Source organism: Micromonospora sp. NPDC001898, from assembly GCF_042891255.1.
In the GTDB taxonomy this organism is placed as follows: domain Bacteria; phylum Actinomycetota; class Actinomycetes; order Mycobacteriales; family Micromonosporaceae; genus Micromonospora.
Genome location: NZ_JBIATC010000004.1, coordinates 527,878 through 553,896, shown reverse-complemented (window position 1 = coordinate 553,896; position 26,019 = coordinate 527,878). Strand labels below are relative to the sequence as shown.

At 73.4% G+C, this 26,019-nt stretch carries 26 protein-coding genes; 12 read left to right on the top strand and 14 right to left on the bottom strand.

Going from position 1 to position 26,019, the window contains the following annotated elements:
• Positions 1-559 precede the first annotated feature (559 nt).
• Positions 560-1,867 carry a tyrosine--tRNA ligase gene (gene tyrS / locus ACFYZF_RS13040; RefSeq protein WP_387019304.1) on the bottom strand — a complete coding sequence of 436 codons (1,308 nt, stop codon included), beginning with the start codon at positions 1,865-1,867 and terminating at the stop codon, positions 560-562.
• A 107-nt stretch (positions 1,868-1,974) separates the two neighbouring features.
• On the opposite strand from tyrS, the gene ACFYZF_RS13035 reads away from it, so the two are divergent.
• The 4 genes from ACFYZF_RS13035 to ACFYZF_RS13020 all read left to right on the top strand — a co-directional run bounded on the left by ACFYZF_RS13035 (position 1,975) and on the right by ACFYZF_RS13020 (position 4,345).
• Positions 1,975-2,358, top strand: coding sequence for a PaaI family thioesterase (locus ACFYZF_RS13035; RefSeq protein ID WP_387019343.1), 384 nt, complete (start codon positions 1,975-1,977; stop codon positions 2,356-2,358).
• An 88-nt stretch (positions 2,359-2,446) separates the two neighbouring features.
• The gene (locus ACFYZF_RS13030) at positions 2,447-3,673 is read left to right on the top strand and encodes an NRAMP family divalent metal transporter (RefSeq protein ID WP_387019301.1); all 1,227 of its coding nucleotides are present in this window, start codon (positions 2,447-2,449) and stop codon (positions 3,671-3,673) included.
• Positions 3,670-4,050 (top strand): hypothetical protein, encoded by a 381-nt coding sequence (locus ACFYZF_RS13025; RefSeq protein WP_387019298.1) that lies wholly within the window; start codon positions 3,670-3,672, stop codon positions 4,048-4,050. Before ACFYZF_RS13030 ends, ACFYZF_RS13025 begins: the two co-directional genes overlap by 4 nt.
• Positions 4,037-4,345, top strand: coding sequence for a PRC-barrel domain containing protein (locus ACFYZF_RS13020; protein ID WP_387019295.1), 309 nt, complete (start codon positions 4,037-4,039; stop codon positions 4,343-4,345). Before ACFYZF_RS13025 ends, ACFYZF_RS13020 begins: the two co-directional genes overlap by 14 nt.
• Positions 4,346-4,386: 41 nt before the next feature.
• On the opposite strand, the gene ACFYZF_RS13015 is transcribed toward ACFYZF_RS13020, so the two are convergent.
• The 3 genes from ACFYZF_RS13015 to ACFYZF_RS13005 form a co-directional block, all read right to left on the bottom strand.
• Complete coding sequence (locus tag ACFYZF_RS13015) at positions 4,387-5,724, bottom strand: hemolysin family protein (RefSeq protein ID WP_387019292.1); 1,338 nt, start codon at positions 5,722-5,724, stop codon at positions 4,387-4,389.
• Between the two features lie 175 nt (positions 5,725-5,899).
• Positions 5,900-6,541, bottom strand: a complete 642-nt coding sequence (locus ACFYZF_RS13010; protein WP_387019291.1) for a hypothetical protein — start codon at positions 6,539-6,541, stop codon at positions 5,900-5,902.
• 67 nt (positions 6,542-6,608) lie between these two features.
• Entirely contained in the window at positions 6,609-7,091 is a 483-nt protein-coding gene (locus tag ACFYZF_RS13005) for a GNAT family N-acetyltransferase (protein ID WP_387019290.1), read from the bottom strand.
• Between the two features lie 273 nt (positions 7,092-7,364).
• On the opposite strand from ACFYZF_RS13005, the gene pflB reads away from it, so the two are divergent.
• From pflB to ACFYZF_RS12990, 3 genes are read left to right on the top strand one after another with little or no spacing between them, the layout of a single operon-like run.
• Positions 7,365-9,611 (top strand): formate C-acetyltransferase, encoded by a 2,247-nt coding sequence (gene pflB, locus ACFYZF_RS13000; RefSeq protein ID WP_387019340.1) that lies wholly within the window; start codon positions 7,365-7,367, stop codon positions 9,609-9,611.
• Positions 9,608-10,360 (top strand): pyruvate formate-lyase-activating protein, encoded by a 753-nt coding sequence (gene pflA, locus ACFYZF_RS12995; RefSeq protein ID WP_387019288.1) that lies wholly within the window; start codon positions 9,608-9,610, stop codon positions 10,358-10,360. Before pflB ends, pflA begins: the two co-directional genes overlap by 4 nt.
• 32 nt (positions 10,361-10,392) lie before the next feature.
• Positions 10,393-10,683, top strand: a complete 291-nt coding sequence (locus tag ACFYZF_RS12990) for a hypothetical protein (RefSeq protein ID WP_387019286.1) — start codon at positions 10,393-10,395, stop codon at positions 10,681-10,683.
• Between the two features lie 53 nt (positions 10,684-10,736).
• Here ACFYZF_RS12990 and ACFYZF_RS12985 read toward each other — a convergent pair whose 3' ends face one another.
• Positions 10,737-11,213: a cyclic nucleotide-binding domain-containing protein gene (locus ACFYZF_RS12985; protein WP_387019284.1), complete on the bottom strand. Its 477-nt coding sequence runs from the start codon at positions 11,211-11,213 to the stop codon at positions 10,737-10,739.
• A gap of 276 nt (positions 11,214-11,489) precedes the next feature.
• Between ACFYZF_RS12985 and ACFYZF_RS12980 the strand changes: the two genes are divergently transcribed.
• From ACFYZF_RS12980 to ACFYZF_RS12970, 3 genes are all read left to right on the top strand, one after another.
• On the top strand, positions 11,490-14,225 hold the full coding sequence (locus tag ACFYZF_RS12980; protein WP_387019281.1) for a cation-translocating P-type ATPase: 2,736 nt from the start codon (positions 11,490-11,492) through the stop codon (positions 14,223-14,225).
• Entirely contained in the window at positions 14,222-15,118 is an 897-nt protein-coding gene (locus ACFYZF_RS12975; RefSeq protein WP_387019279.1) for a universal stress protein, read from the top strand. The genes ACFYZF_RS12980 and ACFYZF_RS12975 overlap by 4 nt, the downstream gene beginning before the upstream one ends.
• A 206-nt stretch (positions 15,119-15,324) precedes the next feature.
• Positions 15,325-16,203 carry a universal stress protein gene (locus tag ACFYZF_RS12970; protein ID WP_387019276.1) on the top strand — a complete coding sequence of 293 codons (879 nt, stop codon included), beginning with the start codon at positions 15,325-15,327 and terminating at the stop codon, positions 16,201-16,203.
• A 121-nt stretch (positions 16,204-16,324) separates the two neighbouring features.
• Here ACFYZF_RS12970 and ACFYZF_RS12965 read toward each other — a convergent pair whose 3' ends face one another.
• The 8 genes from ACFYZF_RS12965 to ACFYZF_RS12930 form a co-directional block, all read right to left on the bottom strand.
• Positions 16,325-16,948, bottom strand: coding sequence for an FMN reductase (locus tag ACFYZF_RS12965; protein ID WP_387019273.1), 624 nt, complete (start codon positions 16,946-16,948; stop codon positions 16,325-16,327).
• Positions 16,945-18,087 (bottom strand): LLM class flavin-dependent oxidoreductase, encoded by a 1,143-nt coding sequence (locus tag ACFYZF_RS12960; RefSeq protein ID WP_387019270.1) that lies wholly within the window; start codon positions 18,085-18,087, stop codon positions 16,945-16,947. Before ACFYZF_RS12960 ends, ACFYZF_RS12965 begins: the two co-directional genes overlap by 4 nt.
• A gap of 111 nt (positions 18,088-18,198) precedes the next feature.
• Positions 18,199-18,474 (bottom strand): ubiquitin-like small modifier protein 1, encoded by a 276-nt coding sequence (locus ACFYZF_RS12955; RefSeq protein ID WP_387019267.1) that lies wholly within the window; start codon positions 18,472-18,474, stop codon positions 18,199-18,201.
• A complete protein-coding gene (locus ACFYZF_RS12950) occupies positions 18,475-19,560 on the bottom strand; it encodes a WD40/YVTN/BNR-like repeat-containing protein (RefSeq protein WP_387019264.1) in 1,086 nt (361 codons plus the stop codon). It lies immediately after the preceding gene.
• Between the two features lie 296 nt (positions 19,561-19,856).
• Positions 19,857-20,498 (bottom strand): DNA-3-methyladenine glycosylase, encoded by a 642-nt coding sequence (locus ACFYZF_RS12945; protein ID WP_387019263.1) that lies wholly within the window; start codon positions 20,496-20,498, stop codon positions 19,857-19,859.
• A gap of 159 nt (positions 20,499-20,657) precedes the next feature.
• Positions 20,658-21,932 (bottom strand): MFS transporter, encoded by a 1,275-nt coding sequence (locus ACFYZF_RS12940; protein ID WP_387019260.1) that lies wholly within the window; start codon positions 21,930-21,932, stop codon positions 20,658-20,660.
• Positions 21,933-22,332: 400 nt separating this feature from the next.
• Positions 22,333-22,725: a VOC family protein gene (locus ACFYZF_RS12935; RefSeq protein WP_387019338.1), complete on the bottom strand. Its 393-nt coding sequence runs from the start codon at positions 22,723-22,725 to the stop codon at positions 22,333-22,335.
• 223 nt (positions 22,726-22,948) lie between these two features.
• Positions 22,949-23,458: a GNAT family N-acetyltransferase gene (locus ACFYZF_RS12930; protein ID WP_387019258.1), complete on the bottom strand. Its 510-nt coding sequence runs from the start codon at positions 23,456-23,458 to the stop codon at positions 22,949-22,951.
• Positions 23,459-23,596: 138 nt separating this feature from the next.
• Here ACFYZF_RS12930 and ACFYZF_RS12925 point away from each other — a divergent pair, with 138 nt between their 5' ends.
• Positions 23,597-24,043: a DNA-binding protein gene (locus tag ACFYZF_RS12925; protein ID WP_387019256.1), complete on the top strand. Its 447-nt coding sequence runs from the start codon at positions 23,597-23,599 to the stop codon at positions 24,041-24,043.
• Complete coding sequence (locus ACFYZF_RS12920) at positions 24,043-24,396, top strand: MmcQ/YjbR family DNA-binding protein (protein ID WP_387019254.1); 354 nt, start codon at positions 24,043-24,045, stop codon at positions 24,394-24,396. Before ACFYZF_RS12925 ends, ACFYZF_RS12920 begins: the two co-directional genes overlap by 1 nt.
• A 146-nt stretch (positions 24,397-24,542) precedes the next feature.
• On the opposite strand, the gene argH is transcribed toward ACFYZF_RS12920, so the two are convergent.
• A complete protein-coding gene (gene argH / locus ACFYZF_RS12915; protein WP_387019336.1) occupies positions 24,543-26,006 on the bottom strand; it encodes an argininosuccinate lyase in 1,464 nt (487 codons plus the stop codon).
• Positions 26,007-26,019: the final 13 nt, after the last annotated feature.

Below are 26,019 nucleotides of genomic sequence, written 5' to 3'. Positions count from 1 at the left end.
GCCCTAAAGCCCCAACCAGCCCGGGTATAAATCATATTGGCACTGGCTTATCAAGCACCCTGTTGAGTTCTCAAAGAACAACCACACACCATCCGAACACCCCCACCAGGAGGGCCCCGTCCGGGGCTTTTCCGTACCCACACCCGCCGCTCTCGCGCCGGGCACTTTTACTACGCTACCCGCCGATTTCCGCCGTGTCAAACCGGTGTAACCCGATCCGACCAACTTCCACCCAATTTACGGGCACCACGCATTCACCGGCTTCCGCCGCCTCGTACGTGGTTTCCGGCAGGCCGGCCGCTGCGGTGACCCGCTAGCTTGCCCGGTGCCCTACCGGCGATGAACCATACCCGGTCGGTCTCGCCTCGCCAAATCCGCCCTGCGACAGATCCGGGGCCCCGCCCGGCCCGGGCTCCGAGGAGTACCACCCTCGCCGCCCGAAGCTCATTCCCGCGCTCCGGCCTAGCGGGCTTCCGCCCGTTTCGTCCGTTCCGCGCTGGCAGAGAGAAAGTTACGCCCCCGGCTGATTGCTCGTCAAATCAGCCGGGGGCGTCCCACGTCACACTCTCGACGTACTCGGCTGGTCGAGCAGCTCTACCCCGGCGAAGGACTTCTTGCCGCGGCGCAGCACCAGGTGCCGGCCGTGCAGCAGGTCCTCGGGCGTCACCGTCGCGTCGACCTCGGTGATCCGGTTGTTGTTGACGTACGCGCCGCCCTCGGCGATCACCCGCCGGGCCTCCTTCATGCTCGACACCAGGCCCGACTCCTTGAGCAGGCCGGCGACGTCGGGCAGCTCGGTGAGGTGGACGAGCCCGGCCTCGGTCAGCGCCGCCCGCAGCGTCTCCGGGGTCAGCTCGTCCAGCGACCCCCGGCCGAACAGCGCCTGGCTGGCGGCGACCGCCTGGGCCATCTCCCGCTCGCCGTGCACCAGGGTGGTCAGCTCCTCGGCGAGGGCCCGCTGGGCGAGCCGGGCCGCCGGCCGCTCCGCCGTCTCCTTTTCGAGCTGCTCGATCTCCTCGCGCGAGCGGAAGCTGAAGTAGCGCAGGTAGCGGGCCACGTCCCGGTCGTCGGCGTTGAGCCAGAACTGGTAGAACGCGTACGAGCTGGTCAGCTCGGGGTCGAGCCAGACGGCGCCGCCCTCGGTCTTGCCGAACTTCGTGCCGTCGGCCTTGGTCACCAGCGGGGTGACGAACGCCTCCACCGGCCCGGCCCCCCGTCGACGGACGTAGTCGACACCGGCGGTGATGTTGCCCCACTGGTCGGAGCCGCCGAACTGGAGCCGGCAGTCGTGCCGGCGGTGCAGCTCGTAGAAGTCGTTGGCCTGGATGAGCTGGTAGCTGAACTCGGTGAAGCTGATGCCGCTCTCCAGCCGGGCCTTGACCACCTCCCGGGCCAGCATCTTGTTGACCGGAAAGTGCTTGCCGACGTCGCGGAGGAACTCGACCACCGACATCTCGGCGGTCCAGTCCAGGTTGTTGACCAACTGCGCCGCGTTGTCCCCCGTGTACGACACGAAGGGCGAGAGCTGGTCGCGGATGCGGCCCACCCAGCCGGCGACCACCTCCGGCGGGTTCAGGGAGCGCTCGGCGCTCTCCTTGGGGTCGCCGATCTGGCCGGTGGCACCGCCGACGAGCAGCAGCGGCCGGTGCCCGGCGAGCTGGAGCCGGCGGGCGGTGACGACCTGCATGAGGTGGCCGACGTGCAGACTCGCCGCCGTCGGGTCGAAGCCCACGTAAAAGGTGGTCGCCCCGTCGTCGAGCAGCGCGCGCAGCTCGTCGGGGCCGGTCGAGTCCTGGATGAGGCCTCGCCACCGCAGGTCTTCGGTCAGGGAGTCCCGCACGGTCGGCGGGGGGCTGCTGTCGGTCACGGTTACCGATTCTCCCCCATCCCCGGCGGCGAGCCGTACCGGGTTTCTCTCTGATCACGGTTGGCTAGGCTGGCCCCTTCCGTACCCGAGGAGGAGCCGCCGTGGAGATGCCCGACCCGACCGGGGGCTTCATTGCCCTGCTCGGCCTGGAGTTCGACGAGGTGAGCGGGGACCGGGTGGTCATCCGGTGGCGGGTCCGCCCCGAGCTGCACCAGCCCCACGGCATCCAGCACGGCGGGGTGTACTGCGCGGTGGTGGAGACCGCGGCGAGCGTCGGTGGCTCGCTGTGGCTGGGCGAGCGGGGCCGGGTGGTCGGGGTGTCGAACCAGACGGACTTCCTCCGGGCGGTACGCGACGGCGAGCTGACGGCCGTCGGCACGCCGCTGCACCGGGGCCGCAGCCAGCAGCTCTGGCAGGTGGAGATCTCCGACGGCGCCGGGCGGCTGGTCTCCCGGGGGCAGGTCCGGTTGCAGAACCTGACCACGGACTGAGCCACCCGCCGGATGCCCGGTTCGGGGCATGAGGGGCGGTACGCCCGGTTATCGTCGCGGCGATGGCATCCGCTGACCAGTACCCGAGGTGAGGAAACTCCTCGCCGCCACGCTCGGCGTGCTCTCCGCCGTCGGTGGGTTCGTGGACATCGGCGACCTGGTGGCGGCGAGCCAGGCGGGGGCGCGTTTCGGCATGGCGCACGCCTGGGTGCTGCTGCTCGGGGTGGTCGGCATCTGCGCGTACGCGGAGATGGCCGGACGGATCGCGGCGGTCAGCGGTCGGGCGGTGTTCGACCTGGTCCGGGAGCGGCTGGGGCCGCGGGTGGCGCTGCTCAACCTGGTGGCCTCCTACCTGGTGACCGTGCTGACCCTCGCCGCCGAGCTGGGCGGCGTGGCGCTGGCCCTGCAACTGGCCTCCGGGCTGAGCTACCTGATCTGGGTGCCGGTCGCCGCCCTGGCCGTCTGGCTGGTGCTGTGGCGGATGCGGTTCCAGTTGATGGAGCGGGTGTTCGGGCTGGCCGGGCTGGCCCTGGTGGTGTTCGCGGTGGCCCTGTTCTGGCTGCCCACGGACTGGGCGGCGCTCGGCCGGGCTGGGCTGCACGGCGGGGCGGCGGGGCACGGCTGGGGCGCGTACTGGTTCGTGGCGGTGGCCCTGTTCGCCTCGACGGTCAGCCCGTACGAGGTGTTCTTCTTCTCCTCCGGCGGGGTGGAGGAGAAGTGGAGCGGCGCGGACCTGGCCGACGCCCGGACCAGCGTGCTGATCGGCTTCCCGGTCGGCGGGTTCCTCGCCCTGTCGCTGATCGCCACGGCGGCGGTGGTGTACCACCCGGGCGGGGCGTCGCTGGACTCCCTCGACCAGGTGGCGCAGCCGGTGGTGCTCGCGTTCGGGGGCGTCGGGCTGGCGGTGGCGGTGCTGGCGTTCTTCGCGGTGACCTTCGGTGCCGCGCTGGAGACCGGGCTGAGCGCCGCGTACGCCGCCGCGCAGTACTTCGGCTGGCAGTGGGGCAAGCGGGTGAGCCCGCGGGAGGCGGCCCGGTTCCACAGCGTGCTGCTGGTCAGCGTGCTGCTCGGGGTGCTGGTGCTGCTGACCACGGTCGACCCGGTGACGCTGACCGAGTACATGTTGATCATCAGTGCGGTGGCGCTGCCGCTGACGTACCTGCCGATCCTGATCGTCGCGAACGACCGGACCTACCTGGGTGACCGGGTGAACGGGCCGGTGCTGAACCTGCTGGGGGCGGTGTTCCTGCTGCTCATCGTCGCCGCGTCGGTGGCGGCGATCCCGCTGGCGGTGATGACGGGGATGGGCCGATGAGGATGCAGCTCAGCCGGCAGTTGCTCGACCGGCAGATCGTCGACCGGGACGGGCGGCTGGTCGGCAAGGTCGACGACGTGGAGTTCGGGGTCGACACCGACGGGGTGCCGTACGTGGCCGCCCTGCTGAGCGGACAGGGGGCGCTCGCGCAGCGGATCGGCGGCCGGGTCGGGCGGTTCCTCCTCGCGGTGGCGGACCGGTTGGTCGACGACCCGCCGGTGACGCCGCTACGCGTCCCGTATTCCCTGGTGGAGCGGGTGGACAGCGCGGTTCGGCTGCGGGTCGGCCTCGACGAGCTGCCCGGCTCCCCGATGGAGGAGTGGCTGCGGCGGCACCTGATCGACCGGATCCCGGGGTCGGACCGTGCGAGCGGGTGAGCTGCTCGGCCGGACCGCGTACGACCTGCGCGGGCGGCGGTTGGGCCGGGTGGTGGACGTGGTGGTGCGCGGGGACGGCCCGGACGGGCGGCTGCGGCTGACCGACGTGGTCGTCGCGAGGCACTGGTACAGCCGGATGGTCGGCCGGTTGATCGGCCCCGAGCGGCACCCGTCGGGGCCGTGGCTGATCCGCTGGGTGGCCCGGCTGCTCGGCCGGAACAGCCAGCAGGTGCCGACCGACATGATCCGGTTGGTCCCGCCGGTGCCCGGCTTCCCGTTCGGGGAGCCACGTTGAGCCGCGGCGTGCCGGCCGGGCCGGCACGCCGAGGCGTCCGGTCAGCCGCGGGCCGGGTCGAGGGCGGGTTCGGCGTCCGGGGTCTCGTCGGCGTCCGGCTCCGCCGGTGCGGCGGCCCGGCGCAGCCGTACCGCGGTGATGGCCCGGTGGTCGATGTCGGCGACCTGCAGCTCCCAGCCGTCGCTGGTGACGTCCTCGCCGGCGACGGTGGGGATGTGCCCCAGCAGGGTGAGCACCAGTCCGGCGACCGTGGTGTAGTCGCCGGCCGGTCGGCCCGGCAGGTCGACGCCGATGTCGGGCAGGTCGTGCACCGGGAAGGTGCCGGGCAGCAGCATCGCGCCGTCGGCCTCGGTGCGTACCCCGTGCACGTCCCGGTCGGTCTCGTCGTAGATCTCGCCGACGATCTCCTCCAGGATGTCCTCCAGGGTGACGATCCCGTCGGCCGCGCCGCGCTCGTCGACGACCAGGGCGATGTGCTGGCGTTCGGCCTTGAACTGGCGCAACGCGTCGACCACCGGCAGCGAGTCGGGCAGCAGCATCGGCGGGCGGGCGCACTCGTCGACGGGACGGTCGTCGGGCACGCCGACCAGGTCACGCAGGTGGATGACGCCGACCGCGTCGTCGAGGCCGCCGTGGCGCACCACCGGCGCGCGGGAGTGCCCGGTGGCGGCCAGCACCAGCCGCGCGGCCTCCGCGGTGGTCCCGCTGTCGAGCGTGAAGACCTGCAACCGGGGTACGAGCACCGCGCGCAGCCGCCGGTCGGCGATCTCCACCGCGCCGGCGATGATGGTCCGCTGCTCCTTGGTGAAGCCGTGGTTGCCGGCGACGATGTCGCGCAGCTCGTCGGGGCCGATCTCGTCCGGCTCGTGCTTCGGGTTGAAGCCGACGAGGCGGACCACCAGGTCGCTGGTGGCGCCGAGCGCCCAGACGGCCGGCCGGGTGAGGGTGGCCAGCAGGTCCAGCGGGCGGGCCACCAGCAGTGCCCAGCGCTCGGCGGCCTGCATGGCGATCCGCTTGGGCGCCAGCTCGCCGAAGACCAGGGTGACGAAGGTCAGGACCAGGGTGACCGCCACGATGGCGATGGTGTCGGCGGCGGTGCCGAACACCCCGAGCAGCGGCACCAGTGGCTTGGCCAGGGAGACGGCCGCGGCGGCCGAGGCCATGAAGCCGGCCAGGGTGATGCCGATCTGGATGGTGGCGAGGAAGCGGTTGGGGTCCTTGGCGAGCCGGGCCAGCACCCGCCCGGCCCGGCTCGTGCGCTCCAGCCGCTGGATCTGACTGTCCCGCAGCGAGACCAGCGCCATTTCACTGCCGGCGAAGATCGCGTTGAGGACGACCAGGACTCCGACCAGGGCCAGTTGGCTCCAGTAGCTCTGCACGCCCGGTTTTCTCCCTCACGAGGACGACCCGGTCGGGTAGGACCGGCGGTGCCGCCCGAGGACCCGGCCGGCGTAGGGCTCTCTGTGCCCCGTGCGCGGGTCCGCGAACCCTGCCCCCGGGAACCGGCCGGTCAGCCCGGGCCGAGCGGCTGGTCAGGGCTCCGCGAGCGTTGGGTCAGACCCGGTCGGCGACGGGTGGGGCGGGCAGATCGAGTACGTAGGAGCCGCCCACGGGGCGGAAGCCGAGCCGGGAATAGTAGGGGGCGACCATGCCGGGCGGGCTGACCACCCGGTGGAATCCCCGGTCCGTGAAGAGGCTGCTGCGCCGGTAGACGAACTCGCCGGGGGTGAAGTCGCGGAACCGCTGGGTGACGTAGTCCAGGTCGACCTGGGCGACGTCGTCGCCCTCGGCGTGCGACAGCACCACCCCGACCACCTCGTCGGCCCGGACCACCAGGAACGCCGAACGCCGGGTGGGGTGCCCGCCCCAGCGGAAGCCGGGGTTGAACCGGGCGATGTCGGCGGCGTGCACCCGCAGGGTGTGGGCCAGGAACTGGTCGTCGACCCCCACCTCCACCACCTCGTACGTCTGCTCGTCGTGCCGGGTGGCGAGCATCTTCCGCAGGTACCACACGTTGATCACGGCGAGCACCACGTTGAGCCCGACCATCGGCCAGACGGCGAGGGCGGCGTTGTAGCCGATCAGCACGAGGCAGCCGACGAGGTTGAGCGCGCGCAGCCGCAGGACGCGCGCCTGCAACAGCGACCAGACCAGCAGCGCGGAGCCGATCCAGCCGATCAAGTCCAGCCAGTTCACCCCGCGAGACTAGTGGTAACCAGCCCAGCCCGCCTGCTGGCCGCCGCCCGGTTCGCCGTGCCCCGGGTCAGCCGGCGAGTTCCAGGATCCATTCCTCGACCTCGGCGCCGCGACCGTTGGCGTACCCCCGGTCCTCGCCGCGGACGACGAAGCCGCACTTGCGCAGCACGGCGAGGGAGGCGGCGTTGTCCTTGGCGGCGCGGGCGTGCACCGGTCGCTGCGGCAGCGCGGCCAGCAGCGCGGCGAGGGCCCGTGTGGCGTACCCGCGGCCCCAGCGGGCCCGGTCGATCCAGTAGCTGACCTCGGTCTGCTCCTCGACGGGGAAGGCGGCCACGTGGCCCACGACCGCGCCGTCGACGGTGACGGTGCGGGTGACGATGGCCGGGTCGGCGCGGATGCGCCGCCAGTGCGCCTCGAACGCCGCCCGGTCGGTCGGGTCGGCGGGGCCGAAGGCGGCCACCCGGTTGGCCTCCGGGTCCTGTTCGAAGGCGAAGAGGTGGGGCAGGTCGTCGTCGCGCACCGGGCGCAGGCGCAGGTCCTCGGCGGTCACCGGGGCAGGGTACCGGCCGCCGGGACGGCCCGGGTACCGCCCGGTCCGGTCCTGCCGACGTCCGGTCAGGGTGAGCTGGGGTGGGGTCGAAGGTCCTGGGGGTGGGTGGCCGGGGGCCCTGCCTGCGGCGGCGCGGATGGGCGAGGCTGGTGGTGCAAGCGGCGAGTCGACCTGGGAGGTCCCCGATGCGCGCGAGCCGAGGTGGTCGAGGACGCTGGCCGCCCGGCTCGTCCTGACGCCGTGACACGCACCACCGACCCGGAGGGACAGACCATGACCGGCACCGAGCACATCCGGGCCCCGTGGCGGGGCTTCGTCGACGGGGCGTGGCGCACCACGGTCGACGTCGCGGACTTCGTCCGCCGCAACCACGAGCCGTACCTCGGGGACGCCGCGTTCCTCACCGGCCCCACCGACCGGACCCTGGCGGTCTGGGGGCGGCTGACGGAGATGTTCGTCGAGGAGCGCCGCCGGGGGGTGTACGACGTCGACGCGGCCACCCCGTCCACGATCACCGCCCACGCCCCCGGGTACGTCGACCGGGACCGCGAGCTGATCGTCGGGTTGCAGACCGACGCGCCGCTGCGCCGGGCGATCATGCCGAACGGCGGGCTGCGGATGGTGGAGACCGCGCTGAAGGCGTACGGCTTCGACCCGGACCCGACGGTGCACCGGATCTACACCGGCTACCGCAGGACGCACAACGACGCGGTCTTCGACGCGTACCCGGCCGACGTGCTGGCCGCGCGGCGCTCGCACATCATCACCGGGCTGCCCGACGCGTACGGGCGGGGCCGAATCATCGGCGACTACCGGCGGGTCGCCCTCTACGGGGTGGACCGCCTGGTCACGCAGCGGCGGGAGCTGAAGGCGGCCCTGGACGACCGGCCGTCGACCGACGAGGTGATCCGGGACCGGGAGGAGCTGGCCGAGCAGATCCGCGCCCTGGGCGAGCTGAAGGAGATGGCCGCCGCCTACGGGCACGACATCTCCGGCCCGGCGGCGACCGGCCGGGAGGCGATCCAGTGGTTGTACTTCGCCTACCTGGCCGCCACGAAGGAGCAGAACGGCGCGGCGATGTCGCTGGGGCGTACCGCGACCTTCGTGGACGTCTACCTGCGGCGGGACCTGGCCGAGGGACGGCTGACCGAGCAGGACGCGCAGGAGTTGGTCGACGACTTCGTGATCAAGCTGCGGATCGTCCGGTTCCTGCGCACCCCCGAGTACGACCAGCTCTTCTCCGGCGACCCGACCTGGGTCACCGAGTCCCTGGGCGGAATGGGCGCCGACGGCCGGACGCTGGTGACCCGGACCAGCTTCCGCTACCTCCAGACCCTGTACAACCTCGGCCCGGCGCCGGAGCCGAACCTGACCGTGCTGTGGTCACCACGGCTGCCCGACGGGTTCAAGAGGTTCTGCACCCAGGTGTCGCTGGACACCAGCGCCATCCAGTACGAGAACGACGAGCTGATCCGGCCCGCGTACGACGACGACACCGCGATCGCCTGCTGCGTGTCGGCGATGCGGGTGGGTCGGGACATGCAGTTCTTCGGCGCGCGGGTCAACCTCGCCAAGGCGCTGCTGTACGCGGTCAACGGCGGCCGGGACGAGCTGACCGGCGCGCAGGTCGCCCCGGCGGCCCCGCCCGTGAGCGGTGAGGTGCTCGACTACGACGAGGTGCTCGCCGCGTACGACCGGACGCTGGACTGGCTGGCCGAGACGTACGTGGACGCGCTGAACGTCATCCACCACATGCACGACCGGTACGCGTACGAGCGGCTGGAGATGGCGCTGCACGACCACCCGGTGCACCGGTTCATGGCCACCGGTGTCGCCGGCCTGTCGGTGGCGGTGGACAGCCTCGCCGCGATCCGGTACGGAAAGGTGAAGGTGCTGCGCGACGCCACCGGGCTGGCCGTCGACTACGCCGTCGAGGGCGAGTTGCCGACGTACGGCAACAACGACGACCGGGCCGACGACATCGCGGTGTGGCTGGTGGAGGCGTTCGCGGAGAAGCTACGCCGGCAGCGCACCTACCGGGACGCCGAGCTGACCATGTCGGTGCTCACGATCACCTCCAACGTGGTGTACGGCAGGCACACCGGCAACACCCCGGACGGGCGGCGGGCCGGCGAGCCGTTCGCGCCCGGCGCGAACCCGACGAACGGCCGGGACACCCACGGCCTGGTCGCGGCCGCGCTGTCGGTGGCGAAGCTGCCGTACGACGCCGCCCGCGACGGCATCTCGTTGACCGGCACGGTCACCCCGGACGGGCTGGGCCGCACCCGGGACGAGCGGATCGGCAACCTCGCCGGGGTGCTCGACGGGTACACCGACGCGGGCGGGTTCCACCTCAACGTCAACGTGCTGGACCGGGACACCCTGCTCGACGCGATGTCCCACCCGGAGCGCTACCCGCAGCTCACGGTGCGGGTGTCCGGGTACGCGGTGAATTTCGTCCGGCTCACGCCCGAGCAGCAGCGCGACGTGGTGTCCCGCACCTTCCACGGGTCGCTGTGACCGCCGGGGCCACGCGGGAGCTGACGGGGGCCGTCCACTCCTGGGACCTGTCGGTCGGGGTGGACGGCCCCGGCACCCGGTTCGTGGCGTTCCTGGCCGGCTGCCCGCTGCGCTGCCGGTACTGCCACAGCCCGGACACCTGGTACCGGCGCAGCGGCAGGCACCGCACCGTGGACGAACTGATGGCGGAGATCGAGCGCTACCGGCGCTTCATCGGTGTGGCCGGCGGCGGGGTGACGCTCAGCGGCGGCGAGCCGCTGCTGCAACCCCGGTTCACCGGCGAGGTGCTGCGCCGCTGTCACGCCCTGGGCCTGCACACGGCGCTGGACACCTCCGGATTCCTCGGCGCCCGCGCGGACGACGCCCTGCTCGACGCCACCGACCTGGTGCTGCTCGACGTCAAGTCGCGGGACCCGGCGACGTACCGGCGGGTGACCCGGACCGGGGAGGTCGGCCCGACCCTGCGGTTCGGCCGCCGGCTGGCGGAGCGGGGCACCCCCATCTGGATCCGGTTCGTGCTGGTGCCCGGCCTCACCGACGCCCCGGACAACGTGGCCGGGATCGCCGACTTCGCCGCCGAGCTGCCCAGCCTGCAACGGGTGGAGGTGCTGCCGTTCCACCGGCTCGGCGCGCACAAGTACGCGGAGCTGGGGCTGGCCTTCCCGCTGGCGGACACCGCACCGCCCGCCGCGGAGCTGCTGGACCGGGTGCGTGGGCAGTTCGCCGCCCGGGGCCTGACCGTGTACTGAGCCGGACGCGACGCCGTGGCAGGATCACGGACATGAACGGATCAGGAACGTTCCTCCGGCACCGGATCCGGGTGTCGCCGGCGCACGCCACGGGTGCCCTCGCGGTCGGGGCGCGGGCGATGGGCGCGGCCGCGACCGGTTCGCTCGCCCTCGCGGTGCTGGCCGGCGGGGCTGTCGCCGTGGCCGCCGTCGCGATCGGCCGGCTGGCGATCCGCCGGGCGGTCATCGGGCAGCTGCGCATCGGCCGGCTGGAGGTCGACGAGCTGATCGTGCACCGGCGCGTCGACGGCCCTCCCGCCCGGGGGTCCACCCACGACGGGTGACGGACAGCCCTCCGGGAGCTGCCGTCCTTCGCCCTGCTCGCGGGACGGGTCGGTCAGGCCGTCGGGGGCGGGGCCGCGGGGTAGCCGTACAGGTCCAGCAGGCGTACCCGGGACGCCTGGAGACGGTCCACCACCACGCTCATGAACCGGGCGGTGAGCTGCCGGCCGAACGCGTCGTCGGACTCCATCAGCCGGCGTACCCCGGCGGCGGTGAACTCGACGGCGGTGCTGCGCCGCACGGCCACCGCCCCGAACTGCCAGCGGTACGGCGGGAAGAGCCAGGACCAGCCGAGCACCCCGCCCGGGCCGATCGTCTCGATTCCCACGTCGCCGCGTCCGGGCACCGGAAAGTCCAGAGTCACCTCACCGCCCCGGACCAGCCAGAACCGCTCGGCGGGCTGACCGGCCCGGAACAGCCGGTGGCCGGGGTGCCAGACGACGGGTCGGGCGTACCCGGTCAGCCGGGTCAGCCAGGGCTCGGGGACGTCGGCCAGGAACGGGTGGTCGCGGAGCATGTCGAGCGGGGTCATGGCGCCTCTTCTCGCCTCGGCGCGGGGCCCCGGCGCGTCACCCAGGAACCTCGCAACGGTGGACAGCTTCGACCTCCTGTCGATGGTCCCACCCCCCATCCGAACCCCCCGTGCGCTGTCGGCGGCAGGGCCGTTGGTCCCGGGCCGCCCGGGTGCAACGCCCCTGCCGCCGGCGGCTCGCGAGGACGACGGTGGAGGGGGTGGCGTGCCCGGTGACGCGTCACGGGGGCACCAGGGGGTCAGCGGTGGCGGGACCGGTCGGACGGGAGCGGACGGATGCACACTGACACCAGGAACCGACCGGACGGGCTGGGCGAGCCATGCGGGCTGGGTTCGGCCGAGGCCGCCGCCCGGCTGCGCGCCGACGGCCCGAACAGCGTCGCACCGCCGGCCCGACGGCACCTGGCCGCCCGCGTCCTGCACCAGCTCACCGACCCGCTGGTGGCCCTGCTGTTGGCCGCGGCCGTGGTCACCGCCGCGCTCGGCGACTGGCCGGACACCGCGGTCATCGCCCTGGTCGTGCTGGTGAACACCGCGATCGGCGTGGTGCAGGAGGTCCGCGCGGACCGGGCGATCGCCGCGCTGGACCAGCTCGCCGCCCCGACTGCCCGGGTGGTCCGCGACGGCCAAGACCTGATCGTGCCGGCCGCCGGGGTGGTCCGCGACGACCTGGTACGCGTCGAGGCCGGCGACGTCGTCCCGGCGGACCTGCGGCTGGTCGAGGCGAGCCGGTTGCGCCTGGACGAGTCGGCGCTGACCGGCGAGTCGGCGCCGGTCGGCCGGGACGTCGGCGACGAGGTGTCCGCCGGCACGGTGGTGACCGTCGGCCGGGCGGTGGGCACGGTGGTCCGTACCGGGACGGCGAGCGCGCTGGGCCGGATCAGCGCCCTGGTCTCCGCCACCCGGCCCGGGGCCACCCCGTTGCAGCGCCGGCTCGCCGGCCTGGGCCGGATGCTCGGGTTGGTCGCGGTGGCGCTGTCCGGGCTCGTGTTCGGCATCGGCGTTTTCAGCGGGCGGCCGGTGGTGGACATGGCGGTCACCGCCGTCAGCCTCGTCGTCGCGGCGGTGCCGGAGTCGCTGCCGGCCGTGGTGACCCTGGCCCTGGCGCTCGGGGCCCGTCGGATGGCCACGGTGCGGGCCATCCCCCGGCGGCTGCACGCCGTGGAGACGCTGGGCTCGGTGACCGTGATCGCGTCCGACAAGACGGGCACCCTGACCGAGGGCCGGATGGCGGTGCAGCGGGCGGTGGCCGTCGACGGGGCCGCGTACGACATCGCCGGCACGGGCTACGAGCCGCGCGGGACGGTGCGACGCGACGGCGCCGCGGTGGCCGTACCGGACGGGCTGCGCCGCCTGGCGCGGGCCGGGCTGCTCTGCAACGACGCCACGCTCTCCCCACCGACGGACGAGCGGCCGGGCTGGGACGCGGTGGGCGATCCGCTGGAGGCGGCGCTGGTGGCCTTCGCCGCCCGGTGCGGGCTGGACCCGGCGACCACCCGGGCCGCCTGGCCACGGGTCGCCGAGCATCCGTTCGATCAGGCGAACCGCCGGATGACCACGGTGCACCGATCCTGCGACGGCCGCTGGCTGGTGGTGTGCAAGGGGGCTCCGGAGAACGTCCTCGCCGCGCCGCTGCTCGACGCGGACGACGCGGAGGTCGCCGCGCTGACCGCCCGGGCGCACGAACTGGCCGGCGCGGGGCTGCGGGTGCTCGCGGTCGCGACTGCGCTGGTGGAGACCCTGCCCGACCCGGCCGCGCCGACCGGGCTGCGCCCCGCCGGGTTGGTCGCTGTCGGCGATCCGCTGCGGGCCGGCGCCGCCGACCTCGCGGCGAGCTTCGACGCGGCCGGGGTCCGGTTGCTGTTGGTCACCGGGGACCATCCCGCGACGGCCGCCGCGATCGGCGGTCAGCTCGGGCTCTGGCGCGACGGTGACCCGCTGGTCCGGGGCGACGAGGGCGAGCTGGCCGACGCGCACCCGGCGGCCCGGGTGTACGCGCGCACCCAGCCGGAGCAGAAGCTCGACATCATCGCCGGGTTGCAGTCCCGGGGGCACGTGGTGGCGATGACCGGCGACGGGGTCAACGACGCCCCGGCGCTGCGCCGCGCCGACATCGGGGTGGCGATGGGCGGGGGCACGGAGGTGGCCCGGCAGGCCGCCGACCTGGTGCTGGTCGACGACGAGCTGTCCACCGTGGCCGCCGCGATCGGCGAGGGCCGGCGCATCTACGACAACATCCGCCGGTTCCTGCGCTACGCCCTCTCCGGCGGGGTCGCCGAGATCGCGGTCATGCTGCTCGGCCCGCTGTTCGGGCTGCCCGTGCCGCTGCTGCCGGCGCAGATCCTCTGGATCAACCTGCTCACCCACGGGGTGCCGGGGGTGGCGCTCGGGGCGGAGCCGGCCGAGCCGGGGACGCTGCGCCGCGCGCCGCGCTCGCCACAGGAGTCGGTGCTGGGCGCCGGCCTGGGCCGGGACGTGCTGGTCACCGGCGGGCTGATCGCGGCCGTGGTGCTCGGCGCCGGGGTGGCCGCCGCCCGCTGGGACCGGCCCTGGCAGTCGGTGGTGTTCGTGGTCCTGGGCCTGGCGCAGCTCGGGGTGGCGCTGGCGGTCCGGGCACCCCGGCCGGCAGGCGTGCGGGCGGGCAATCCGGCGCTGTTCGTCGCGGTGGCCGGCTCGGCGTTGCTCCAGGTCGGCGGGGTGCTGGTCGAGCCGCTGCGGATGCTGCTCGGCACCGACCCGCTCGGGGCGGCCGAGCTGACGGCGTGCGCGGCGGTCGCCGTGCTGCCGGGGCTGGCGCTGCGCCTGCTGCGCCCACGCCTCGGCGGCACCCGCACCGGGCCGGGCCCCACCTCGGCGGAGCCCCGCGAGGACCCCGGCCGCACCGCCCCGGCTCCCCGCGTCGGTGACGGTGACGGTGGTCCGGGACCAATGGCCCAGGGTCCGGGCCCGGCGACCCTGACCGGCGAGCCCACGCCGGAGCAGGCTGGAACCGGACGAAGGAGGATGCGATGACCAGCAGGTCCGGTGCCCCGGTCGTGGTGGGTGTGGACGGTTCCGCCTCGGCCCTGGACGCGGTCCGGGCGGCGACCCGGGAAGCTACGGCGCGCAACCGCCCGCTGAGGGTGGTGCACGCCTTCGTCTGGCCGCTGATCGCCACCCCGCTCGGGCCGGTGCCCGGTGGCCCGGCCGAGGCAGGGCTGCGCGACCTCGCGGAGCAGGTCGTCGCCGAGGCGGTCGCCGAGGCGAGGAAGATCTCCGTCGAGGTGGACGTGACCGGAGAACTCGTCGGCGGCTCCCCCATCCCGGTGCTGCTGCGGGAGTCCCGCGACGCGGCGCTGGTGGTGCTCGGCTCCCGCGGCCTCGGCGGCTTCGCCGAGCTGCTGGTCGGCTCGGCGGCGGTCCAGCTGTCGGCGCGGGCCGACTGCCCGGTGCTCGTGGTGCGCGGCGAGCCCCGTGCCGACGGGCCGGTGGTGGTGGGCGTCGACGGCTCGGCGCTGTCCACCGAGGCGGTCGGCTTCGCCTTCGAGGAGGCGGCGCTTCGGGGCACCGGCCTGGTGGCGGTGCACACCTGGCTCTACCCCGCGCCGGTCGGCCCCGGCGACATCCTGCCCGTGGCGTACGACCTCGACGCGCTGGTCGAGGAGGAGCAGCGGGCGCTCGCCGAGGCGGTCGCCGGCTGGTCGGAGCGGTACCCGCAGGTGCCGGTGCGGCAACGCCTGATCCGGGACACGCCGGCCCCGGTGCTGGTCGAGGAGTCCGCTTCCGCCCAGCTGACCGTCGTCGGCGGGCACGGCCGGGGCGCGTGGGGCGGGCTGCTCCTCGGCTCGGTCAGCCACGCAGTGCTGCACCACGCCCGCTCCCCGCTGGCGATCGTGCGGCACCGCCGGGACGCCGACCACGGCTGACCCCGCGTCGGGCCCGCGTCGGGCGCTCCCCCGCCCGACGCGGGCCCGACGGGCGGCCGGGTGCAGGCACCGAGCGGGGTACGACACGTGCCGGGACGGCCACGGCCTCCTTTCCGGCAGGCATGCCCGGCGGCGTGTCCGGGCAAATGCCGGTGATCGGCGGCGGGGCCGTCGACAATGGCCTCTGATCGAGCCCGGGAGAGCTGATGAACCGACCTGTCGTGGTGGGCGTGGACGGATCGCCGTTGAGCCTGGTCGCCGCCGAGCACGCGGCGCAGCAGGCCGCATGGCGGTCCCGGCCGCTGCTGCTGGTGCACGGCTACCTGCACCCGCTCGGCTACGGCGTGCCGATCAACCCGTACGACCTCGGGGTGCCCGCGCCGACCGACGAGTCCCGGCGGATGCTCGACCGGATGGCGTCCGAGCTTCGCGGGCGCTGGCCCGGCGTGGACGTCGAGGTGCGCCAGGTGGCCGGCGGCCCCGCGGCGAGCCTGGTCGAGGAGTCCCGCCGGGCGGAACTGGTGGTGGTCGGCTGCCGAGGGCTGGGCGGCTTCACCGGCCTGCTGGTCGGCTCGGTCAGCGCCCAGGTGGCCGGGCACGGGCACTGCCCGGTGCTGGTCGTCCGCCCCGAGGAGCAGCCGATCCCGGTCGACGGCCCGGTGGTCGTCGGGGTGGACGGGTCGGAGCCGGGGCGGCTCGCCGTCGCCCTCGCCGCCGCCGAGGCGGCCCACCGGGGCACCGGCCTGGTGCTGGCGCACGTCGCGACGGCCGACGACGCCCGTCCGGTGCCCGACGAGGAGTCGGGGGTGAAGGGCCGGGCCGACTCGACGGACCTACTCGCCGGGGCCGCCGCCGAGGTGGAGGCGGCGCACCCGGGCCTGACCGTCGAGCGGCGGCCGCTACGGGCGGCCAAGCCCGAGCAGGCGCTGATCGGGGCCAGCGGGGACGCGACCCTGGTGGTGGTTGGCTCCCGTGGGCGCGGGGGCTTCGCCGGGCTGCTGCTCGGATCGGTCAGCCAGGCGCTGGTGCAGCACGCGCACTGCCCGGTGCTGGTCGCCCACCCGTACCCGACCGACGCCGGCTGAGCGGCCGGGCGACCACCCCGACACCAGCCCCGGCCACGCCGGTGCCGGCCCGTCGGCGCCGGTCACGGCGGCCGGGGACCGACGCGGCCGGTGGGGTGGGGTTAGGGGCCGGCGCCCCGGGTCAGGGCTGGTCGCGGCCGGCGAGCAGGTCGTCGAAGCTGGTGGTGAGCGCGAACGGGTCGGGCGGGGCGGCGGTGGGCCGCCGCCCCACCTGGTCGGCCAGTTCCCCGCCCGCACGGACGATCCGGGCGCGCAGGGCGCCCTCGGCGGTCCCACCGGACCAGTCCTCCGGCGCGGCGAAGACCGCCGTGGGCACGACCACCGCCCGCAGGTACGCGAACATCGGCCGGAGGGCGTGCTCCAGGGCCAGGGAGTGCCGGGCCGTGCCGCCGGTGGCGGCGATCAGTACCGGCCGGTCCACCAGCGTGCCGGAGTCGAGCACGTCGAAGAACGACTTGAACAGCCCGTTGTACGACCCGTTGAAGATCGGCGTGACCGCGATGACGCCGTCGGCCCCGGCGACCGCGTCGAGGGTCTGCCGCAGCGCCGGCGGCGGGAAGCCGGTGAGCAGGTTGTTGACCACGTCGTGGGCGTGGTCGCGCAGGTCGACCGGGCGCAGCTCGACCTCGACGCCCGCCCGGGCCAACTCGTCGCGGGTGGCCGCGGCGAGCTGGTCGGCGAGCAGCCGGGTGGACGAGGGCTGGGAGAGCCCGGCGGACACCACGGCCAGGGTGCGGCGGCTCATCGGCCGGTCTCCGTCCCCGCACCGGCGGCGGCCGGCTCGGCGGCGGCAGGCCCGGCGGCCGACTCCGCGGCCCGGGCGGCGACGAGCGAGGCGTGGGTGGGTGCCTCGGGCACGTGCGCGGGACGCAGCGCGTCGAACTCCCGGCGCAACACCGGAACCACCTCCTCGCCGAGGAGGTCGAGCTGCTCCAGCACGGTCTTCAGCGGCAGGCCCGCGTGGTCGATCAGGAAGAGCTGCCGCTGGTAGTCGCCGACGTAGTCGCGGAATCCCAGGGTGCGGTCGATCACCTGCTGCGGGCTGCCCACGGTCAGCGGGGTCTGCTCGGTGAACTCCTCCAGCGACGGGCCGTGACCGTAGACGGGGGCGTTGTCGAAGTACGGACGGAACTCCCGCACCGCGTCCTGCGAGTTGCGCCGCATGAACACCTGGCCGCCGAGGCCGACGATCGCCTGGTCGGGCGAGCCGTGCCCGTAGTGGGCGAAGCGCTCCCGGTACAGGCCGACCATCCGCTGGGTGTGCTCCTTGGGCCAGAAGATGTGGTTGGCGAAGTAGCCGTCGCCGTAGTACGCGGCCTGCTCCGCGATCTCCGGGCTGCGGATCGAGCCGTGCCAGACGAACGGCGGCACCCCGTCGAGCGGGCGCGGCGTGGCGGTGAAGGACTGCAACGGGGTACGGAACTTGCCGGACCAGTCGACGACGTCCTCGCGCCACAGCCGGCGCAGCAGGTCGTAGTTCTCGATGGTCAGCGGGATGCCCGCGCGGATGTCCTTGCCGAACCACGGGTAGACCGGGCCGGTGTTGCCCCGGCCGAGCATCAGGTCGACCCGGCCGTCGGCCAGGTGCTGGAGCATCGCGTAGTCCTCGGCGATCTTCACCGGGTCGTTGGTGGTGATCAGCGTGGTCGCGGTGGAGAGCAGCAGCCGCTCGGTGCGGGCCGCGATCCAACCCAGCATGGTGGTGGGCGACGACGGCACGAACGGAGGGTTGTGGTGCTCGCCGGTGGCGAAGACGTCGAGGCCGACCTCCTCCACCTTTTGAGCGATCGTCACCATCGCCTTGATCCGCTCGTGCTCGGACGGCTCCCGCCCGTTGGTCGGGTCGACGGTGACGTCTCCGACGCTGAAGATCCCGAACTGCATGACCCACTCCTCGCTGACTACCGGGGCCGTCTCCGACCCTCGGACGCAGCGCACAACCTATTTGACGAGTCAACTATTCCGTCGGGCGGGGCCCCGCCCACCGGGCCGGAGTCAGCCGCCGGCCACCGAGGGAAGCACCCGCACCTCGGCACCGGGGCGGACCGGCGCCGCCAGGCCGCCGGCGTGCCGGCAGTCCTCCCCGTCGACGTAGACGTTGACGTACCGGCGCAGGTCACCCCGCTCGTCGCGGAGGCGGCGGGCCAGCCGGGGCCAGCCGTCGGCCAGTTCGTCGAGGACGTCCCGCAGCGTGCCGTGGGCCCGGACGGTGAGCCGCGCCGCGCCGCCGACCTCGCCGCGCAGCGGACCGGGCACCAGGACGGTGACCACTCAGACCTCCGCGGCCCGGACGCAGAGCACGTCGGGCAGGTGGGCGGCGACCAGGGACCAGGAGTCGCCCTCGTCGCGGCTGGCGTAGACCTCGCCGGAGCGGGTGCCGAAGTAGACCCCGGCCGGGTCGGCGTCGTCGGCGCACATCGCGTCGCGCAGCACCGCCGGGTAGAACGGGCCGTCGGGCAGGCCGGTGGCAAGCGGCTCCCACGTCCCACCGGCGTCGGCGGAACGGTAGACCCGGCAGCGGTGGTCCGCCGGGAAGCGCTGCCAGTCGGCGACGAGGGGGAACGACCAGATCATGCCGGGGCGGGTGGGATGGGCCACTATCGGGAAGCCGAAGTCGCTGGGCAGGCCGGCGGCGATCGAGGCCCAGGTGCCGCCCCCGTCGTCGGAGCGGTAGACCCCATGGTGGTTCTGGGCGTAGAGCCGCTCGGGGTCACCGGCGTCCCGGGCGATCTTGTGGACGCACTGGCCGAACTCGGGCCACTCGTCGGGCAGGTAGCGGGCGTGGATTCCGGTGTTGCCCGGCGCCCAGCTCGCCCCCGCGTCGTCGGACCGGTAGACCCCGCCGGTCGACATGGCCACCACGAGCCGGGCCGGGTCGCGCGGGTGCGGCAGGACGCTGTGCACCGCCTGCCCGCCGAAGCCCGCGCCCCACTGCGTGCGGTGGGGATGGTCCCAGAGCCCGCGGACCAGCTCGAAGGTGCGGCCACCGTCGGCGGAACGGAACAGCGCCGACGGCTCGGTGCCGGCCCAGACCACGTCCGGCTCCGCCGGCCCACCGGGGGCGAGTTGCCAGACCCGACCGAGACTCGCCGCGGCGTCGGCCGGGAAGGCGACCGGGGCGTGCTCGGGCTCCTGCCAGGACGACCCCAGATCGTCGCTGGTCGCCAGGCTGGGCCCGAAGTGCGAGCTGGACGTCCCGGCGAGCAGGCGGGGAACGGCACGCCGCTTGTCCACCGCCACCGCGTAGACACCGGTCATCGGAAAGTGCGGGCCGCCGATCTGCCAACTTCGACGGCCGTCGGTGCTGGTGGCGAGGAAGAGCCCCTTGCCGGTGCCGATCACGAGCAGGGTCGCCACGGTTACCTCCGGTCCGCCGGGAACATGTGGCGTGATTATGACCACCCGGACCGACAGAAACCGGCGGACGCACCGGGGCGACCCCCGCCGGCACGGGGCGCAGCCGCACCGGCACGTCGCCGCGCAGGTACCGCGCGCACATCGCCTTGTACGAGACGCTCGACGACGCCTTGGCCAACCTCAGGGAAGCGGTCGAGGCCTGCCTCAGGAGGCCGCCCAGCCGACCGTCGAAGCGACTCCGCTGGTGACGTCCTTCCAGGTGGGGAAGCCGGTATCCCCCTCGGACGACAGCGGCGTCAGGACCGCCGACGGGGGACGTGCCTGCGGTAGGCGCTGACCGTCGGATCCTCCGCGATCCAGAACCGCCACGGCATGTCGTGCGCGCCCGTCACGCCGACCCGGGGCCCGGCGGCAACCGCGCGATCAGGCACTGGCACGTCGGCCGGTCGCAGCCGCACCGACCCGTCGCCGAGCAGGTCGACGCCGTAGGTGGCCCGGTCGATGCCCAGCGCCGCGCAGAGCCGGGCGGGCCCGCGCGCGAGGTCGATGTCCCGGCGCGCGGCGGCGCGCCGGGCGCGGGCCACGTCGAGTCCGTCGACCACCTCGCCGGCGCGCAGCAGCACCGCCGAGGCCTCCCCGTCGGGCCCGGTCACCACGTTCATGCACCAGTGCATGCCGTAGGTGAAGTAGACGTAGGCGTGCCCGGCCGGGCCGAACATCACGGCGTTGCGCGGGGTACGGCCCCGGTGCGCGTGCGAGGCCGGGTCGCCGGCCGTACCGGCGTAAGCCTCGACCTCGGTGATCCGGACGGTGACCCCGTCGGCCGACAGCCGGCAGCCGAGCAGGCCCCGGGCGGCGGGCACGACCGGCCCGGCCAGCAGCTCGGCCAGCGCGGCGAGGCCGGCGTCGTGCGCCGATGCGGTGGGGGACGACACCATGGCGCGAGCCTATCCGGGGCCGAACCGACGCACCCGGCGACCGCGTCGTCCGTGGCGTCGGGCTCCCGAGGGTCGGCCGCCGGGCGGCTCGGAGACTGTCAGGTAACCATCTGGTGGCGAGGTGTCACGTTGAGGCCGGGTTTTCGACGGGCGCAGCGCCTAGCTGGGGGCGACCAGCGGCTCCTCGGCAGCTGGGCCCTCGGCTACCGGCGATGACGTGGCTCGGGCGGCGGCGATCGCAGCCTGCCCGGACGGCACCATGATCGCCACGATCATCACGGCGACCGTGACCAGGCCAGCCACGATCAGCAGGGTCTGAACGCTGATCACGTCGGCCAGCGGGCCGAACACCACCATGCCGATCGGGGTGGCCAGGGCCATCACGATGCCGACGTAGCTGAACACCCGGCCGTGCTTCTCCGGCTCCACCGTTTCCTGGATCAAGGTCATGAACGGGGTGGAGAACAGTGGGACCGCGAGCCCGAACAAGAACATGAAGCCGTAGAAGACCCACAGGTGGGTGCTGAGGCCCAGCGCCACGGTGAGGATCGCGAAGCTGAAGGTGGAGATCAGGATGAGTCCGATCCGGCTGCGCTTGGCCAGCCAGGTGGCGATCAATGCTCCGCCGAGCAGCATTCCCACGCTGAACGCGATCTCCAGTACGGCCAGCATCCACTTTTCGCTACCGAAGGTGCGGGCCACCATCAGCGGCGTGACGAACGACGGCGCGACGGTGAGCATGAAGATGATCGCGAAGACCAGCAGTAGCCAGCGGACGATCCGGTGGGTCCAGATGTACTGCATGCCCTCGACCAGGTCCTGCCGGTAGGTGGTCGTGGTCTCTGTCGCCCGATCCAGGGTGGGCACCGCGACCAGGGCCAGCAGCCCGATGCCGATCACGGCGGTGATCACGTCCAGGAAGAAGACCGGCACCACTCCGAAACCGGCGTAGATGGCGGCAGCCACCGCCGGAGCCAGCAGCGCCATCGCGGAGCCGGTGGTCTGGAACATGCCGTTGACCCGCATCAGCTGGTCGGCCGGCACGATCTGCGGGATGATCGCCTGCACCGTCGGTGTCTGCACCCCGGCCCCGAAGGATCGGACCGCGACCGCCAGCAGGATCACCCACAGTTCCGTGATGCCGTTCAACATCAACAGGGCCAGGACCAGGGTCGCCGCCGCAATGCCCGCGTCGGCGATGATCGTCAGCGTCTTGCGGTTCATCCGGTCGGCCAGCACCCCGGCGAAGATCGACACGACACCCTGGGGGGCGAACGCGCAGACGGCGTAGAGCGCGATCGCCAGGCCGGACTTGGTCTCCAGCGTGACGTACCACATGACCACGTACTGGACGATCATTGAACCGAACAGCGACACGGTCTGGCCGGACAGGAAAAGCGCCACGTTGCGTTTCCAGTGTGCGGGTGCCGGCATGGGACTGCTCTCGGCGACAAGGCTTGTCTCGGGCACGGTCTCCTCAATCAGGGCAGTTTGTCAGCGGCGACGGCGAAGATAACCGCAGGGTGTGACGCCATCGGGGCACTGGCGAACGGCCCAGCTCGGTTCGGGAGGCCGGTTGACTCGTACGTCGGTGAGCACTCGCCCGATCAACCCAACCCGGCAACCGCCGGGCGGGGCCGGGGTTACGCCTGGTGCGGCAGTTGCTTTCCGGCAGCGTGAACGCTCCCGTGGCACGCCCAGGACCATACCGGTGTCAGGTGGCCGTGGCTCGCCATTTAACCGGGAGCGACGCTGGCCGCCGCCCACCTGCACAGGGGTGCTTCCTCGCTGGAACAGGCTTCTCGGCGCTGTCTCGCCTTCGCGGCCCGGCTGTTCAGCCGAGCGGCTGCTGAAGCATGACCAGGTTGCCGCAGGTGTCGTCGAGGACCGCCGAGAGGACCGGCCCGGTCGGGGCCGGCGGGGCGGTGAACGTGACGGCGAGACCGGTGAGCCGCTCGTGTTCCTTCGCCAGGTCGTCCACGGCGAAAATGATCACCGGCAGCCCTGCCGCGCGCAGTCCCTGCTGGTACGCCTGCGCCACCGGCGAGCCGTTCGGCTCCAGCAGCAGGTGAACGCCGTCGGGGTCGGCCGGCGAGACGACGGTGAGCCACCGGGCACCACCGCCGAGCGGGATGTCGTGCCCCACCGCGAAGCCCAGCACGTCCGTGTAGAAGCGCAGCGCCTTCTCCTGGTCGTCGACGAAGACACTGGTCACGGCAACTTTGATCATAGATATCCCCTTTTCCCGGCACCGAGGATTCCACGCCTGATGTCCATGCACAACCACCATCGGCGCTGTCGTGGCAAGCGGACCGGGATTGAGTCCGCGCAGAAAAAGGGCACCCTCCGCAAACGGATGGGTGCCCTTTTGTTCGAGGGGGAGCGCACCCGAAATGCCTTCGTTGTAAACCGTCGTGGGCTCGGCGGCCCGCCTCAACCCACTCCGACGCTCATCGCGCGTCGCCACCGGATACGTCGAGGACGTACAACTGCTCAAGCCTGCCGCTGCGCGAATGCGGTACCGGCGTCCCCTGGACACGCCAGCCGAGGCCTTCGTACAGCCGCACGGCCCGCGTGTTGTCGGTGTACACCATCAGCACCGCCTGCTCGTACCCTGCTTGCGCCAGCACGTCCGGGACCTCCGCCATCAGCCGTCGTCCGACGCCTTCACCCCAGGCACCCGGGCTGACCCCGACATAGCGGACCTCCGCGATCGCTTGATCCTCGCGTGCCCGCCCCCACGGTTCCATCGCCGCAAATCCGATTGTCCGCCCATCGTCGTCAGCCACGAGCAGCACCGACCGCGGTGAACTGTCCAGCACAGTCCGGATCAGCGGACGAGCCAACTCAAGCGGCGCGACGTCCTCAGCACCGTCCCGCGCCGCCGTGGTCTCGGCCCAGATCTGCGCAGCGGCGTCCACGTGCTCCGGACCAGCGTTGACCGTGATCTGCAATACCATCCCGCGAGCTTATGAGCAGACCAGCCACAACCAGCGAGAGGACGGGGCACGCGCTTCTTGCGCCGGCGCGACCTCGACAAGCAAGGAGCTTTAAACGCTCCGTTGACAACGGCTCGTTTTCCTGCTGGACTCGGCGGCATGACCGCAGCGGAGCAGGATCCGTTCACCGCCCCCGACCCCGGCCGCGCCCGGGCACAGCGCACCTATGCCGCGTTGACCCGAATCGCCGAGCGGCACGCGTCCGACGACGCGCGCCGCCGACGCCACACCAACCCGTACGTGCCGGACCCGTACGAGGCGGTGGCCCTGGTGACCGCGCTGGCCGCGGGCGGGGCCGAGCTGGCCGCCGACGAGGAGCCGGTCGACTCCGCCGACCTGGTGGCCGCGCTCACCCTGGTGCCGCACGTGCGGGCGGAACTGGACGCGCTGGAGGCCGGTCTGCTCCGGCTCGCCCGTGACCGGGGGCTGACCTGGCAGTCGATCGCCTACGGGCTGGGCCTCGGCACACCCCAGGCCGCCCGGCAGCGCTACGAGCGGCTCACCGGCCGGGTCGACGCCGGGGCCGGCGAGGGGCGGAAAAAGTGATGGAGCGCGCGGAGCTGTTGGCGTACTGCCTGGCGAAACCGGGGGCGTGGCTGGACCAGCCCTGGGACGACGGCGAGGTGGTGAAGGTGGGCGGGCGCATCTTCGCCTTCCTCGGCCCCGAGTCGGGCGAGCGGGTGGGCGTCAAGTGCGGCCCGACCCGGGAACTGGCCGACGAGTGGCTGCACCGCTTCCCCGACGACGCGGTCCCCTCCCCCTACCTCGGCCGGTCGGGGTGGAACAGCCTGCGGCTGACCGGCGCGATCGACGGCGACGAGCTGCGCGAGGCGGTGGACGCCTCGTACGAGGCGGTGGTGGCGAAGCTGCCGAAGCGGGACCGCCCGGCGGCGGGCTGAGCGCGGCACGACGACCGACGCGGCGGGCTGAGCGCGGCACGACGACCGACGCGGCGGGCTGAGCGCGGCACGACGACCGACGCGGCGCGCGGAAGGTTCCCGCGCGCCGCGTCGGTCGCGGCAACCGCCGCGTCAGGACGGCGTCGTCAGCGGGGCACTACCTGCTCGGCGGCCCACTCCCGCCAGCCGGCGAGCTGGTCGGCGGCGGCGGCGAGCTGGTCGGCGACCGGGCCGGGGCCGGTGGAGCCGGGGGTGATCCGCGCGGCCAGGGCCGAGGAGACCGAGAGCACGTCGCGCACCGACGGGTCGAGGTGCTCGCTGACCGTCGCCAGGTCGGCGTCGGAGACCTCGTCGAGGGCGCATTCGCGGACCGCGCAGAGCGCGACCAGCCTGCCGGTGATCTCGTGCGCGTCCCGGAACGGCACGTTGCGGCGGACCAGCCAGTCGGCGACCTCGGTGGCCAGGGAGAAGCCGACAGGGGCGGCGGCCACCAGGCGGTCGACGCGGACGGTCATCGTGGAGATCATCCCGGCGAGGGCCGGCAGCAGCAGCTCCAGGGTGTCGACCGCGTCGAAGGCCGGCTCCTTGTCCTCCTGCATGTCCCGGTCGTACGCCATCGGCAGGCCCTTGAGCATGGTCAGCACGCTCACCAGGCCGCCGACGAGCCGGCCGGACTTGCCCCGGGCCAGCTCGGCGATGTCCGCGTTCTTCTTCTGCGGCATGATCGACGAGCCGGTGGCGAAGGCGTCGTCCAGCTCGACCCAGCCGAATTCGTGCGACGTCCACAGCACCACCTCCTCGCCGAGGCGGGACAGGTGCACCCCGATCATCGCGGTGATGAAGAGGAACTCGGCGACGAAGTCCCGGTCGGCCACGGCGTCCATCGAGTTGGCGAAGGACGTGCGGAAGCCGAGCTCCTTCGAGACGGCCACCGGGTCCAGCGGCAGGCCGGAGCCGGCCAGCGCGCCCGCCCCGAGCGGGCTGACCGCGGCCCGGTGGTCCCAGTCCCGCATTCGGTCCAGGTCGCGCAGCAGCGGCTGCACGTGGGCCAGCAGCCAGTGGCCGAAGGTGACCGGCTGGGCGTGCTGGAGGTGGGTCATCCCCGGCGCGGCCGTGTCGACGTGCCGCTCGGCCTGCTCGGTGAGGGCCTCGGCCAGCTCGACCAGCCGGGCGGCCACGCCCCGGGCGTGGTCGCGCAGGTAGAGCCGCAGGTCGGTGGCGACCTGGTCGTTGCGGGACCGGCCGGCGCGCAGCTTGCCGCCGAGGCTGCCGAGGCGCTCCAGCAGCCCGCGTTCCAGGGCGGTGTGCACGTCCTCGTCGTCCACGGTGGGGCGGAACGACCCGGAGGCGCAGGCGGCCTCCAGGTCGTCCAGGGCGGCGAGGATGCGGCCCAGCTCCTCCGGGTCGAGCAGGCCCGCGCCCGCCAGGACCCGGGCGTGCGCCCGGGACCCGGCGATGTCGTACGGGGCGAGGCGCCAGTCGAACTGCACGCTGACCGACAGCCGGGCCAGGGCCTCGGAGGGGCCGCCGGCGAACCGGCCACCCCACAGGCTCGTACGGTTGGTCGCGGCACTGTTCTCGGTGAGGCTCTTGTCGTCCACGCCACCCATTGTGGTTCCCACG